This window comes from Hyalangium minutum (assembly GCF_000737315.1).
Lineage (GTDB): Bacteria > Myxococcota > Myxococcia > Myxococcales > Myxococcaceae > Hyalangium > Hyalangium minutum.
Window position 1 is genome coordinate 48385 of the sequence record NZ_JMCB01000012.1, and the last position, 13243, is coordinate 61627.

Annotated in this window: 12 protein-coding genes; 5 read left to right on the forward strand and 7 right to left on the reverse strand. The window is 69.2% G+C overall.

The window, feature by feature from the left end; translation table 11 throughout:
- Position 1: 1 nt before the first annotated feature.
- Positions 2-850, reverse strand: coding sequence for an EamA family transporter (locus DB31_RS27850; protein WP_240486924.1), 849 nt, complete (start codon positions 848-850; stop codon positions 2-4).
- Positions 851-1146: 296 nt separating this feature from the next.
- Here DB31_RS27850 and DB31_RS27855 point away from each other — a divergent pair, with 296 nt between their 5' ends.
- Positions 1147-2094: a fatty acid desaturase family protein gene (locus DB31_RS27855; protein ID WP_052420306.1), complete on the forward strand. Its 948-nt coding sequence runs from the start codon at positions 1147-1149 to the stop codon at positions 2092-2094.
- Here DB31_RS27855 and DB31_RS45240 read toward each other — a convergent pair.
- Entirely contained in the window at positions 2048-3256 is a 1209-nt protein-coding gene (locus tag DB31_RS45240; RefSeq protein WP_052420307.1) for a sensor histidine kinase, read from the reverse strand. The two genes, DB31_RS27855 and DB31_RS45240, sit on opposite strands and share 47 nt — an antisense overlap.
- The gene (locus DB31_RS27865; protein ID WP_075306240.1) at positions 3253-4467 is read right to left on the reverse strand and encodes a sensor histidine kinase; all 1215 of its coding nucleotides are present in this window, start codon (positions 4465-4467) and stop codon (positions 3253-3255) included. The genes DB31_RS45240 and DB31_RS27865 overlap by 4 nt, the downstream gene beginning before the upstream one ends.
- Positions 4468-4657: 190 nt before the next feature.
- On the opposite strand from DB31_RS27865, the gene DB31_RS27870 reads away from it, so the two are divergent.
- The gene (locus DB31_RS27870; protein WP_083968760.1) at positions 4658-5782 is read left to right on the forward strand and encodes a radical SAM protein; all 1125 of its coding nucleotides are present in this window, start codon (positions 4658-4660) and stop codon (positions 5780-5782) included.
- 23 nt (positions 5783-5805) lie between these two features.
- On the opposite strand, the gene DB31_RS27875 is transcribed toward DB31_RS27870, so the two are convergent.
- Positions 5806-7971, reverse strand: coding sequence for a PhnD/SsuA/transferrin family substrate-binding protein (locus tag DB31_RS27875; RefSeq protein ID WP_044193061.1), 2166 nt, complete (start codon positions 7969-7971; stop codon positions 5806-5808).
- A gap of 228 nt (positions 7972-8199) precedes the next feature.
- A complete protein-coding gene (locus DB31_RS27880) occupies positions 8200-8844 on the reverse strand; it encodes a putative metallopeptidase (RefSeq protein ID WP_044193062.1) in 645 nt (214 codons plus the stop codon).
- 66 nt (positions 8845-8910) lie between these two features.
- On the opposite strand from DB31_RS27880, the gene DB31_RS27885 reads away from it, so the two are divergent.
- Together DB31_RS27885 and aat are read left to right on the forward strand one after the other, a co-directional pair.
- Positions 8911-9744 (forward strand): LEA/WHy family protein, encoded by an 834-nt coding sequence (locus DB31_RS27885; RefSeq protein ID WP_205628575.1) that lies wholly within the window; start codon positions 8911-8913, stop codon positions 9742-9744.
- Positions 9745-9770: 26 nt separating this feature from the next.
- Positions 9771-10484, forward strand: a complete 714-nt coding sequence (gene aat / locus DB31_RS27890; protein ID WP_044193064.1) for a leucyl/phenylalanyl-tRNA--protein transferase — start codon at positions 9771-9773, stop codon at positions 10482-10484.
- On the opposite strand, the gene DB31_RS27895 is transcribed toward aat, so the two are convergent.
- Together DB31_RS27895 and DB31_RS27900 are read right to left on the reverse strand one after the other, a co-directional pair.
- Positions 10463-11005 carry a class I SAM-dependent methyltransferase gene (locus DB31_RS27895; protein ID WP_240486925.1) on the reverse strand — a complete coding sequence of 181 codons (543 nt, stop codon included), beginning with the start codon at positions 11003-11005 and terminating at the stop codon, positions 10463-10465. The genes aat and DB31_RS27895 overlap by 22 nt on opposite strands.
- Positions 11002-11808: a pilus assembly protein N-terminal domain-containing protein gene (locus DB31_RS27900; RefSeq protein ID WP_044193065.1), complete on the reverse strand. Its 807-nt coding sequence runs from the start codon at positions 11806-11808 to the stop codon at positions 11002-11004. The genes DB31_RS27895 and DB31_RS27900 overlap by 4 nt, the downstream gene beginning before the upstream one ends.
- A 54-nt stretch (positions 11809-11862) precedes the next feature.
- Between DB31_RS27900 and DB31_RS27905 the strand changes: the two genes are divergently transcribed.
- A complete protein-coding gene (locus DB31_RS27905) occupies positions 11863-13239 on the forward strand; it encodes a hemolysin family protein (RefSeq protein ID WP_044193066.1) in 1377 nt (458 codons plus the stop codon).
- Positions 13240-13243 lie beyond the last annotated feature (4 nt).

Consider the following 13243-nt stretch of genomic DNA (forward strand, 5'->3'; position numbering starts at 1 on the left):
GTTACGCGGGCCAGCCCAGCAGCACCGCCCCCGCCATCACCAGCACCGCCCCGGAGAGCTGACGCCGCCCAGGGCGCTCGCCCTGGAGCATCGCGAGCCCCAGGGCAAACGCGATGGACGTGTTGCGCAGCGTCAGCACCGCCCCCGCGCCTCCACCGGCGAGCGCCGTGAGCAGCAGCGCGAAGGACAGCGTGCTCACCGTCCCCGTCGCCAGCATCAGCCACGGACTGAGCCGCACCTGCCGGAGCACCGCGGCCCGCTTCTCGCGGCTGGAATGCATGAACAGCAACATGGGCAGTGCCACCCCCAGCCCGAGCGCGAACAGCGCTGGAGGCTGAGCCCCCGTGCCGAGCGCCTGCTTATAGGACACGTGGTAGCCGGCAATGCACACCGCGCTCGCGGCCGCCCACACCACACCGCGCGAGGACGGGCCCGAGGGCCGCACCAGCCCCGTCACCCCCAGCCCCGCCGACAGCACGAGCGCGCCCGCCACGGTGAGTGACGTGAGGGCCTCGCCCAGCCACAGCACGGACACCGGCCACACCAGCAGCAGCGCTCCGCCGCGCGCCACCGTGTACGCGAGTCCAAGAGGAGCGTTGCTCAGCGAACGCGCGAGCGAGAACAGGTACAGGCCTTCACACACGCCCGCGCTCAGCCCCCACAGCCACCCCGCCCGCGTGGGGAACGCCTCGCCGCGCAGCCCCAGCGCCCACAGCGCACCCAGCACCACGTCCACGGTGATGACGCCTACCACGCCCGCCTCGGGATCCTCGTGCCGCTTGAGCAGCGCGTTCCACAGCGCGTGAAAGAACGCGGACAACAACACCAACATGAGGACGACAGGCTCCACCACGGCTCCTCGCACAAACAGGGCCCTTCTATCCTCCTCCCCATTTCACGCCACGTGGGCAGCGATTTGTTCCCGAGGGAGGCTTGCACGCCGCGCCTTCGAGGCACACCGTGCGAGGGGGGGACGGTGGGCGTTGGCGCCCCGGGCGGCTCGACACGTGAGCCCAGGACGTCAGGACAAAAAAGTCCGACCCGGTGCGTCGTGAAAAAGCGTCAGCGCGCGTGATTCCTCCGGGGAACCCCACGGGCGCTTCGGCTACACTGGGATCCGGGAATACCGGACTAAGCAGGAAAATTATGCCCACGCCCGAAACTCACGGCCCCCGGCTGGATGTCCCAAACCTCGCGGTGCACGCGCTCTGGGGCGCGTGGTTCGCGGCAGTGCTGACGAACTGGGCCTCCTGGTCCGCGGGGGTCCGCCTGGGAGCCATGGGGTTGGGGTGGGCGGTGATGTTCTGGAACTACGCGGTGCTGCACAATCACATGCACGTGCCCATCGCGAAGCCACGGCTGCTCAAGTGGCTGGTGTCCCGCACGCTGGGGCTCGCGTGTGGCTTTGCGTACCGCGGCTATTACAGCCACCACTTCAACCACCATAAATACAACGACGGCCCGGGGGACTGGGGCCGTCCCCGGCCGGGCGAGGGCGCGCTGCACTACTGCGTACGCTGGGCGCTCACGCCGTGGTTCTGGCCGTGGACGGTGGTGGGCGACGTGTGGAAGGCCTGCAAGACGCGCGGCCAGAAGCTGGAGCTGATGCTGGACTTCGCGGTGGTGGATGGGACGCTGCTGGCGCTGCTCGCGTGGCAGCCGTCGCTCGGAGCCTCCCTGTTCGCCATGCTCCTCGTAGGCCAGACGTGCATCCACTACCTGAACCTCGCGGCGCACGTGGGCTCGGACTCCACGGACCGCAAGGCATTGGCGGTGACGTCCGCCTCGCCTTTCTACAACCGCTACTTCTTCAACGCGGGCTACCACCTGGCGCACCACCTGAAGCCGCAGACGCCATGGCGTGCCCTGCCCGCACTCACCGAGGAGCTCCTCCGCCAGGGGCAGCACCAACCCTCGCTCTTGGCGGAGCCCTCGCCCATTCACCCGTCGTGGATCTCCCGGGTGAGCGCTGTGCGCAAGGCCTTGAGCGCTACCGGGGACACCGACAAACCCTCCAGCCCGTCCTCTCCGGACCCAGGCGCCTCCGTCAGCGCGGCGCCAGGGAGCCGTGCTGCCGCGGCAGCACAACCGTGAAGCGGCTGCCCTTCCCTACCTCGCTCTCCAGTTCCACCCGGCCCTGGTGCAGCGCCACCAGGCGGCGCACCAGCGCCAGTCCCAGCCCCGAACCCTCCTGGCACCGGTCCAGCCCTGAGTCGAGCTGAACGAAGGGCTCGAAGATGCGCGCCCGGTCCTCCTCCGGGATGCCCCGCCCCGTGTCCCAGACCGTGAAGGCCACCGTACCGTCTGGGCCCGCCTGCACCAACAACCCCACCTGTCCTCCCTGGGGCGTGAACTTCTTCGCGTTGCTGAGCAGGTTGATGAGCACCTGCCTCAGCCGCCGCCGGTCCGCCCAGACGCTCGGCACCGCGCCGTCGCTCGCATAGCAGACGGTGATGCCCCGGCGGCGCGCTTGCTCCCGCACCAGCCGCAGGCTCTCCTGGCACACCTCCTCCACCGGCACGTGGCCGAACTCCAGCTCCAGGTGCCCCACGCTGCTCTTGGTGATGTCGAGCACGTCGTTGATGAGCGACAGCAGGTGCCTGCCGCTCTCCTCGATGGTCTTCAGCGCGGAGCGCTGCTCGGGCGTGACGGGACCGAAGATGCCCTCCTCCAAGGCCTCGGCCTGGCCCAGCACCGCGTTGAGCGGCGTGCGCAGCTCGTGGCTCATGTTGGCGAAGAACTCGTCCTTCATCTTCGCCAGGCGCTCCAGATGCGCGTTCGTCCGGCGCAGCTCCTCCTGCAGCCGCTCCTGCTCCGCCTCGCGCGCCTTCTGCCCGGTGATGTCCACGTGGTAGCCGGTGAGGCGGACGCCCTGGCCGTTCTCGCCCCGCACCACCAGCCCATAGCCGGCGATCCACCGCCACGTGCCATCCTTCGCGAGCATGCGGAACTCGTGCACGAAGCGATCGCTGCACGAAGGATCCTGCACGTGCCGCATCACCGAGGACGGGATACTCTCGCGCTCCTCGGGGTGCAGCAGGTTCCGCCACGTGTCGAAGGAGTTGGACAGCTCGTGATCGGCGTAGCCGAGCTGGGCCTTCCAGGTGGATGAGAAGTAGACGGTGTTCTCGAGCACCTTCCAATCCCACAGGCCCAGATGCCCCGCCCCCACGGCCAGCTCCAGCCGCTGGAGCGTCTCGTGGAGGAGCTGCTCGATGCGCTGACGCTCGCTCAGGTCAGAAGGCGTCTCGCTCATGGGGAGGCCCGGGGCGAAGCGGAGGCCGGAGCCACGGGCAGATCGATCACCATCCGCGTGCCGCGTCCGATGGACTCCTGGACGTGGATCTTCCCTCCCCAGGACTCGACGATCTGTTTGACGACCGGCAGCCCCAGCCCAGTCCCAGCGCCAACGGGCTTGGTCGTGAAGAAGGGCTCGAAGATGCGGGTGCGCAGCTCGGAGGGAATACCGGGGCCGTTGTCCCGCACCCAGGCCTCGAGCCGTCCCTCGGGACCGGCCTGGACACCGGCCTCGATGAACGGAGAAGGCGCGTCCACCACGGCGTCGGCGGCGTTGCTGATCAGGTTGAGGAACACCTGCTGGGCGTGCACGGGGTTTGCGCGGATGCGGCACGGCTGCTGCGGCAGGACGAGGACCACCTGCGCATGCCGGGTGCGGCCCGTGAGGCGCAGCATGTCGCGCACCTCCCGGAGCGTCTGGCACAGATCGGCTTCCTGGAGCTCCGCGCCCGTGGGACGCGCGATGCGCAGGATGGTGCGAGCCAGCTCGGTGAGGTGGTTCGACACGTGCGTGAGCGCCTCCCGGTTGGATTGGACATCCGCCCGCGCCTCCGCGCTGCCATCCCGAGGCGCGAACGGGGACTCGAGAGCGCTGCGCAGCACCTGGGCGATGTTGTTCAGCTCGTGGCTGACGCCCGCGGCGAAGGTGCCCAGCGTGGCCAGCCGATCCGCCTGCAGCACCTGCTGACGCAGCACGTCCACCGTGGCGAGCGCGCTATCGCGCTGCGTGGCGAGCAGCTGGTAGTAGGCACGCACCTTGAGCAGGTTGCGGACCCGCGCCCGCAGCTCGGCGCCGTGCACCGGCTTGGGAAGGAAGTCGTCCGCGCCCGCCTCCAGCCCTCGGACGATGTCCTTGCGCGCATCCAGCGCGGTGACGAGCACGATGGGGATGGAGACCTCCTGCAGCAGCGCGCGCATGCGGCGGCAGACCTCGAAGCCATCCAGCCCCGGCATCATCACGTCCATCAGCACCAGGTCCGGGATCTCCTCCTCCACGGACGCCAGGGCCTCCTCGCCGCTCGCGGCGAAGCGCAGCCGGTATCTCAGGGGCGATAACAGGGCCGCCACCGTGCTGCGGCTCGCGGTGTCGTCATCGACAATCAGCACACACGCCGGAGCTCTCGGGGCGTCCTGAGCCGAGGGCTCCGCGGAGGAAACCGGGTCGGGCATTTTGTCTCGATGTTAACACTTCTAGGAGCAGCGCCGCCTGCAGGGTTGCACTCCTCGGGAGTTCACGTCACCACATCCGGCGGCCCCGGAGGCGAATCCATGGAAACAGGCCGATACATGGAAAACAAGCTTTCCAGCAGCCCTCAAATCTTTTGTAATAATCACGTTTTTCCTTCAAAGTAACTTTTTGATGAGTGCACTCGAGCGACCCTGGGCCATCAATTGGGATGTGACGTACGCCTGCCCGCTGCGGTGTACCCACTGTTACTCCGAGTCCGGTCGGCGGGCTTCGCGTCAGCTGAGCCTGGAGGAGATGTACCGGGTAGCGGATGCGCTCATCGCGCTCAAGCCGCGGACGGTGCAGTTCAGCGGGGGCGAGCCGCTGCTCGTCAAAGGGCTCTTCCCGGTCGCCGAGCGAATCGCCCAGGCGGGCATCGCGGTCATCCTCTATACGAGCGGTTGGCTGTTGGACGAGCGGATGGTGCCGGACATCCTGCGCGTCTTCTCTCAGGTGAACGTGAGCGTGGATGGGACGACGGCGAAGGTGCACGACACGGTGCGCAGCAAGCCGGGCGCTTTCCAGCGGGCCATGAAGGCGCTCGGGCTGCTGAATGACGCGGTGCGCGAGCAGCGGCAGCGCGGTGAGCGGGGCCTGAACTTCGGGATCGATTGCGTGGTGGTGCGCAGCAACTTCCACCAGCTGGAGGAGTTCTGCACGGCGATTGCCCCCCGGTTCCCAGAGATGCGGTTCCTGACGATGGGCGCGGCGGTGCCTTCTGGGCTGGCCAATCGGCCGGGCTTCGCGGACCACGAGCTGCTGACAGATGATCAGCTGTGGCTGCTGGGCTCGCAGGGCTTCACACGCTACCTGCAGACGCTGGCCCCCTCTTCGGTGCGGGTCACCACCCTGGACGGGCTCGTCCTGCAGATGCACCCGGACCACATCGCCAGCGGCCGGGCCTTGCGCAGCCTGATGCACGTAGAGCCGGACGGGGCGGTGCGCGGCATGCCCATCTACGAGGGCACCGTCGGCAACCTCTTGGAGGAGCCTCCGCAGGTGCTGTGGGAGCGCGCGCTGGCGCGGCACCTGGACCCGTTCCTGGCGGAGACGCTGCGGCCGGTGCGGACCATGAAGGAGTGGGCGAAGGCGGCGCGCCGTATCGATCTGCACTACGGCTCGCCGCAGGACCGGGCCCGGATCTTCCTGCGGCAGAACTACCGCCCCCGTCCCAGCGAGCCGGGAGTCCTCGGCAAGCTGCGCCCGGGGCCGGCTCCTGGCTGGACCCCCAAGCCCACGCACGCGACCGCGCACTGAGGGGCTGCCCTCCAGGGCGCTCGCTACTGCACGGGCAGGATGACGGTGACGTGGGTCCCCACGCCGGGCTGGCTCTCCACGCGCAGGTTGCCGCCCAGGCTGGTGACGATGGCGTGGCTCACGGACAGCCCCATGCCCATGCTGTTGGCGCGCGTGGTGAAGAAGGGCTCGAAGAGGCGCGCCATCACCTCGGGCTTCATCCCCTCGCCGGTGTCCTGGATCTCCACCACCACCTCTCCCGCCGGACTGGTGCGGGTGGCCACGCGCAGCACGTTGCGCGCCGCGTCCCGATCGGACATGGCCTGCACGGCGTTGAGCATCAGGTTGAGGAACACCTGCCCCAGCCGGGCCTCGTCCGCCTCCACCAGCGGCACGGGCTGGAAGTCCTTCTCCAGCCGGGCGCGGTGGCGCAGTTCGTTGCGCAGCGCCTGCAAGGCGTCCTCCAGCACCTGGTGCACGTTCACCCAGGCCCGGTGCGTGGGCGGCTCGCGCACCAGCAGGTGGAGATCATGAACGATGAGGCGCAGCCGCTCCGCGCCCTCCCGGGACTCGCCGAGCGCCTCGAGCACCTCGTCGAACTCGTCCAGCAGCTTGTCGTTCTTTTGGACGCGCAGCGCCTGCCGGAGCCGGGTGATCTCCTCGCGCGCGAAGGAGAGGTTGGCCATCAGGTAGGCGAGCGGGTTGTTCATCTCGTGGCCCACGCGCGCGGCGAGCGAGCCCAGGGCGGCCATGCGGTCGGCGTGGAGCAGGCGCGTCTCCATCAGCTTGCGCGTGGTGACGTTCTTGGCAAACACGCGGATGACGCCCGCCTCCTGCAGCGAGGAGATCGCCAGCTCCCAGTGGTGGTGGGAGATCTCCACCACCAGGGGCCCCGTGGAGTCCTCGCCCTTCTTCAGCGCGGCGAGCGCGGCCGACACCAGCGGGTGGCGTGAGCCGAGCACCAGCAGATCCGGGAACGCGGTGTGCGCGGCCGGGTTCGCGTAGTGCAGCGCTCCATCCTGCCCGAGCTCCAGCATCGGCTCGGGATGAAGGAGTGGGAAGGAGGCCAGGCGATAGAGCTCCGTCTCCAAGGAGTGCTGCTCGGTGATGTCGCGCACCAGCAGGGCAGTGCCGGGCGAGGGCTGGCCGGGGGGCGCTGGCTGAGGGGTGGCCTCGGCGGCGTAGAGCCGCATCTGCCCGTCCACCTCGAGGCGGTACTCGGCGCGGCCGCCGATGCCGTGGTGCCGCGCGGCGCGGGCGAGCGCCTCCAGGGGTGCCCCTGCTTCAGGGGGCAGCACATCCGTCAGCGTCTGGCCCTCCTTGCCACGCACGTCCTGGCCGAAGACGAGCCCCGGAGAGGAGCACACGCTCAGGCTCTTCTCCTCGTGATCCAGCTCCACTGCGAGGTACTCGGCGCGCCGGATGGGCGAGGCGGGAAGCCGCTGGCCCTGGGCCTCGGGCGCCAGGGCGAAGCCGTCGATCTCGAACAGGCCGAGCAGCGGCGCCATGCCCCGGCCATCGGCGGTCATCGAGGTGAGGGCGGAGGCCATGGCGTCGGCATCCGCCTTGGACAGCCGGCGGGTGAGGATGATCCCATCCGAGAGGGTGGGCTCGGTGAAAGTGAAGGGCGTGAGCCGGTGCTCGGAGGCACCCACGCGCTGGGCCAGCCCCGCGCGCACCGTCACTTCATCGGGGTGCGTGGTGAACAGGGAAGCGACCTCGGCCTGGCCCTTGAGGACGGCGAGCAGCGCGTTGCGGTAGCTGCCCACGAAGCGCTGCTCGGCGAAGAGCGTGTCGGGATTCAGCCCCTGGGACTCCAGGTGGCGCTTGGCCAGCAGGTAGCCGCCGGTGGACAGCGGAGCCACCCACGCGGCGCGAGTGCCCTGCAGCGTCTTCAACGTGACGGGCCGGTCCCACCGGCAGATGAGGGCGGCGTGGTACTGCCAGCGCCCGGAGCGCACGGCGCGCAGCACGGCGTGGGACTGGGGCTCGAAAGCATTGCACTGCTCGGCGGTGCCCCAGGCCATGTCCACGCGGCCTGCGGCCAGCTCCTGCTCCACCATCTCGTAGGTGCGCGCCAGCTCCACCACGATGGGGCGCCCGGCGCGCTGCGAGAGCAGCCGGCCGAAGAACTCCACCCGGACGTGCTCCCGGATCTCTCCTATCGCGGGGTAGATGAGAAAGCGGATGGGGGCGCTCAGCGATGACAAACCGTTCTCCTACCCCACGGACACCAGCAGATTGCCAAGGATCGGAGCATGCCGAACGCTCCATCGCCACAACGCTGGATCTCCAATCCACGCGCGGCCTGGAGCCTTCACCTCCAGCGTAAAGTCTTGAGGCTGGTGGAGAAATACGGCGGCGCGTGCGGCGAACGGTCTCACTTTTCAAGAGGGATTCGCATGACTGGGGCGATGATCACCCAGCCGCTTGTGTGTTCAGTGGATCTTCGGGGGGCGAGGGCCCGCCTCGCGGGGCGCACGGGGCTTGGGCGTCACCATGCGGGCGATGCCGTAGAAGAGCTGGTCCTCGGTGTAGACCTTGCGCACGCGCACGCGAGAGGCGCCAGGGATGTACGCGTGGCCGGGACGCTCCAGCCACTGCAGCACGCGCACCTCGCCGCGGTAGGCGAAGGCGGCCTTCAGCTCGCGGGGACACACCTTGAGGTAGCGCCGCACGATGGGGCGCAGGCGCCGGGCGAAGTCGCGGCCGAGCACGTCATGCCGCCGCCCCGAGTGCAGCGTGCCGTCGAAGCGGCGCGAGCAGTGGAACAGCTCGTGGATGACCGTCTCGATACGGGCGCGGGCAGTGGAGCCCCGGAAGAAGAGGGGGCGCAGGGTGATGCAGTAGAGCATCCGCCGGCCGCGGATGCGGACGATGGGCTTGCGGCGGCCGGTGCGGTCGATGCTCTTGCCCCCGCGGAAGCACAAGGGCTTCACGGTGCCTCGGGAGGTGCGGCGGGCTTCGCCAGCGACGACGAGGACGCGGCTGGCCTTCACGTGGCCGAACTCCGGCATCTGGGCGGCGATGTCGCGGATGAGGGCGCGGAGCGCCTTGTTGAAGTTGGGGCGGCGTGGGGCCACGAGTGGTGGACACTCTAGCGGAAAACCCCTTGGGAGCAGCCGGTGAGGTGCCCACAATGTTGTCCTGTGAAGCCCACTGCCCTTTCCCAGACCTTCGTCTCCGCGCTGGCCGCCCTGTGGCTCGGGTGTGCCTCGGCGCCTTCCAAGCCCTCCAGCCCGCCAACCCTGGCGCTCCAGGAAGCCACCGTGCCGTCGCAGAACCTCACGGAGGCCACGGTGAGCTACGCCGGCCAGGTGGTGAGCCCCGTGCCCGGGGTCCTGGAGAAAGCGGATTATGAGCTCGTCTCCGAGGGGCAGGTGGTGAAGACGGGCTCGGCCGCGCTGAACGTGCCGCTGACGGCGAACCAGCCCACCGCTTTCTCCTTCCAGGAGCGCGCTCCGTACGTGCGCGGCCCGGAGGACCTGAAGGCGCTGAGCGACAAGGGTGGGACCATGCTGTTGGCCTTGCGCGGAACACTCACGGTGCGCTCGGGGCAGGACGTGCAGACGCTGCCGTTCGCCGCCTCGCGGGCGGTGCGCGTGCCGCGGCTGCCACAGGTGAGCATCGAGAGCCTGGACGCGGCGCGCTACTCGAACACGGAGGTGAACATGACCTTCCGTGTAGGCGTGAAGAACCCCAACCCCTTCCCGCTGCGGCTGGACCAGGTGAACTACACGCTGCGGGTGGGGGGCAAGCAGCTCGGCGAGGGTACGCTGGCGAAGGCGGACACGGTGGATGCATCCGCCACGGGCGTGTACCCGCTGGAGGCCTCGGTGACGTCCGAGACGTGGGGCCCGGACGTGAAGGCGCTCATCTCCAAGGGCGTGCTGCCCTACACGCTGCAGGGCGAGCTGGCGGGCCCTCTGTTGAAGGTGCCCTACTCGCTCGACGGGAACGTGAAGCTCAACGTCTCCAAGTAGGGCCCGGCTCCCGGTAGGCTGTCGCCGTGCCGATCTACCTGCTCGATCCCGATGATCCGGAGGCCTTTCCTCCGCCCGAGAAGGCCCACCGCAGCGGTGTGGTCGCGGTGGGAGGGGATCTGCGGCCGGAGCGCCTGCTGGCGGCGTACTCGCGCGGCATCTTCCCCTGGCCGTCCGAGGGACAGCCGCTGATGTGGCACTCGCCGGATCCGCGCTTCGTGCTGGAGCCGGCCAAGCTCCACGTGGGCCGCAGCCTGCGCAAGACGCTCAAGGCGGGCACCTATGAGGTGCGCTACGACACGGCGTTCGCGGACGTCATTGCCGCGTGCTCGGAGGCGCCTCGGCCGGGGCAGAACGGCACGTGGATCACGGACGACATGCGCGACGCGTACACCACGCTGCACCGGCTGGGCTTCGCGCACTCGATTGAGTCCTGGCAGGACGGCAAGCTGATGGGAGGCCTCTACGGGGTGTCGCTGGGCGCGGCCTTCTTTGGCGAGAGCATGTTCGCGCGAGGGCCGGATGCCTCGAAGGTGGCCTTCGTCACGGCGGTGGAGCGCTTCCACGAGTGGGGTTTCCACTTCGTGGACTGCCAGGTGGAGACCGAGCACCTGGCCCGGTTCGGCGCGGAGCACTGGCCTCGCCGCCGCTTCCTCACGGCGCTGGCTCGGGCGCTGGAGGAGCCCACCCGCCGCGGTCCGTGGACCGTCAGCCCCGCTCAGGGGGAGCCGGCCTCATAGAGGTAGATGCGGGTGCGGTACAGGTCCTCCACCTGAAGGGTGCGCACGGGAGTCCATCCTCGGAGCGCGAAGGTGTGGCTGAGGATGGGGGTGCGAGGCGCCAGCTCCGCGAGCAGCTTGGGCGCGAGCTGCGCCATGGCACCAGGAAAGAGGTAGCAGACGACGAGCGACGCGCCCGAGAACGAGGCGCGGAAGAAGTCCTGCCGCCGCAGCTCGAGGTTGGGGCGTGGAGAGAGGCGCTGCCGCAACCAGCAAAAGGCCCAGGGCAGCGGGGACAGCTCGTAGGCGACCACCTTCGCGCGAGGGCAGCGGTCCGCGAGCGCGAAGGCCAGCGTCCCCCACCCCGCGCCGAGCTCGAGGATGGTGCCCTCCTGTTCGGGCTTCACCAGAGGCAGCAGCTGCCGGCGGACTGCACCCAGGGTGGGCATGGGGGAGATGCCGGTCCGAAGCGTGTAGACGACGATGGACAGCATCCCCCCGAGGAGGAGCGCCAGCAGGAGCAGAACGAGCGCCCCGGTCACTTCGTGGGAGCTCCGCGCTTGCGCTTCCCAGGCTTCTCGGGAGTCTCGGGAGTCAAGCCCACGCCCGCGTCCACGGGCCCGGTGCCCGCATCGGGCGCAACCTCGGGCACGTCGAGCTGCACGCGGTCTTCCAAGGGGACGCGGCCCACGGACTGGCGGAACAGCTCCCAGAGCGCACGCCGATGGTTCTGAGGCGAGGCCTTCCCCTGGAGCACGAGCCCCGCGCCGCTGTAGCGGGCCTCCAGCCCCAGCTCCTTCAAGCCGGTATTGAGGAGGGAGAGCTGCTCCTGGAGCACGGGGAGCTCGAAGGTGAGGTCCAGCTCTCGTCCCAGCCAGGCATCCGTCTGGAAGAGGGCCAGGAGCGCCTTCCGGCAGGCCGAGTCCTTCACGGTGGCAACCAGCGAGCGCTCGGTGCCCTCGTTCACCTGGAGTCCGGGACAGGCCTTCTTCGCGGCGGCCAGCTGCTCGGGCGCAGTCTCAAGCGCTGCTCGGACGCCCTTCGCGGTCACGGCCAGGCGCCAGACGCCGAACTTGCCCTCGGCATAGAGCAGCAGGAGGGTGCGGCCGGGGCGCAGGCCGGTGACGAGCAGCTCATTGCTGCCCGGGAGCACCTCCACGGTGGCGACCGAGGGGTCTTCCACCTCGATCCACTCGACGGCGGAGAGCTTATGAAACCGTTCAGTCCCGGTCTCCAGGGAGAAGACGAGGTCCACCGGCCACGCGAGGGCGCTGGCGGGAAGAAGCAGGAGGGTGGCGAGCAGGACGGCTCCCCGCCCCGCCCAGAAGGACACAGGTGCGGCCATCGGGCCTCCGCCAAAGTGGTGTGACCCCTTAGCACAGGTTAAGAAGGGGGCTCCATGCCTACCTGGGCCCTGTGGGCCACCTGCTTGGCCCTCTGCTTCCTTCGTGCGCTCGTGGCTGCCGCCGAGTCCGCGCTCTATGGCACCTCTGACCTGCGCGCCCAGGAGCTGGCGGAGTCGAACGGCGCCTCGGGGAAGCGGGTGCTGCGCCACAAGACCGAGCGCGAGGCCGCTGCCACGGCGCTGCGCCTGGGGAGCGTGCTCTCCGGCTTCCTGGCTGCGGCGATTGCCACCCTCACGCCGCTGCGGCTGCTGAACTTCACCGAACTGGTCGAAGGGGAGGATGGGTGGCTGCGGGTGGCCACGGTGACGGCGGGGGCGCTCTTCGTGGGCGTGCTGGCCAGCCTGATGGAAGTAACGATGCGCGGCCTGGCCAATGCGGGGCCGGATCGCTGGGCGCTGCGGCTGTCGTGGCTGGTGTCCGGGCTGGTGTTCCTCCTCTACCGGCCGATGCGCGTGCTGTTGAGCGTGCTCAATCTGGTAGCAAAGACGTTCGGCCGCACGCTGCGCTTCGAGCCTCCGCCTCCGCCCCTGGAGGAGCTGGAGAAGCTGCTGGCCGCGCAGGCGGCGAACAACGAGGTGGACAAGAGCGCGCCGCAGCTCATTCGCTCCATCTTCGAGCTGTCCGACAAGCGCTGCCGGGACGTGATGGTGCCGCGCACGGACGTCATCACGGTGGACATCTCCACGCCGCCCACCGAGGTGCTGCGGCTGCTGGCGGAAGAGAACCACTCGCGCATCCCCGTGTACCGGGATGACGTGGACCACATCGTCGGGGTGCTGCACGCGAGAGATCTGATTCCGCTGCTCCAGCACCCGGAGCTGATCGTCTTGCAGGATGTGATTCGCCCGGCGAACTTCGTGCCGTGGATGAAGCCGATTGGCGACTTGCTGCGGGAGATGCAGAAGAAGCGCATCCACATGGCGATGGTGGTGGACGAGTACGGCGGCTTCATGGGGGTGGTGACGCTGGAGGACATCCTCCGGGAGATCGTCGGCGACATCGGCGACGAGTTCGAGGAGGTGGAGAAGCAGGTGGAGAAGCAGGCCGACGGCACCTTCCTGGTGGACGCCTCCATGGAGGTGGAGCAGTTCACGCAGAGCTTCGGCTTCGAGCTGCCCGAGGGAGACTTCGACACGCTGGGCGGCTTCCTGTCGTCCTTGGCGGGCCACCTGCCGGACGTGGGCGAGCGCTTCACCTACGGCGGCTGGCAGTTCACCGTGGCGGCGAAGGAAGGCGCGCGTATCGACCGAGTGCGCGTGGCCAAGCTCAAGCCATCGACGAATTCTCCCAAGGAGACCAAGGGAGACGGGCGCGCCGAAGCGGCCTCCGGAGACGGGCGCCCGGACGCGCCGCCTGCACCCAAGCCCTGATCCA

Bases quoted from the DNA above. Each gene is read 5' to 3' on its own strand.
- DB31_RS27855 (WP_052420306.1), top strand. From the start codon at position 1,147: ATGCCCACGCCCGAAACTCACGGCCCCCGGCTGGATGTCCCAAACCTC.
- DB31_RS45240 (WP_052420307.1), bottom strand. From the start codon at position 3,256: ATGAGCGAGACGCCTTCTGACCTGAGCGAGCGTCAGCGCATCGAGCAG.
- DB31_RS27865 (WP_075306240.1), bottom strand. From the start codon at position 4,467: ATGCCCGACCCGGTTTCCTCCGCGGAGCCCTCGGCTCAGGACGCCCCG.
- DB31_RS27870 (WP_083968760.1), top strand. From the start codon at position 4,658: ATGAGTGCACTCGAGCGACCCTGGGCCATCAATTGGGATGTGACGTAC.
- DB31_RS27900 (WP_044193065.1), bottom strand. From the start codon at position 11,808: ATGGCCGCACCTGTGTCCTTCTGGGCGGGGCGGGGAGCCGTCCTGCTC.
- DB31_RS27905 (WP_044193066.1), top strand. From the start codon at position 11,863: ATGCCTACCTGGGCCCTGTGGGCCACCTGCTTGGCCCTCTGCTTCCTT.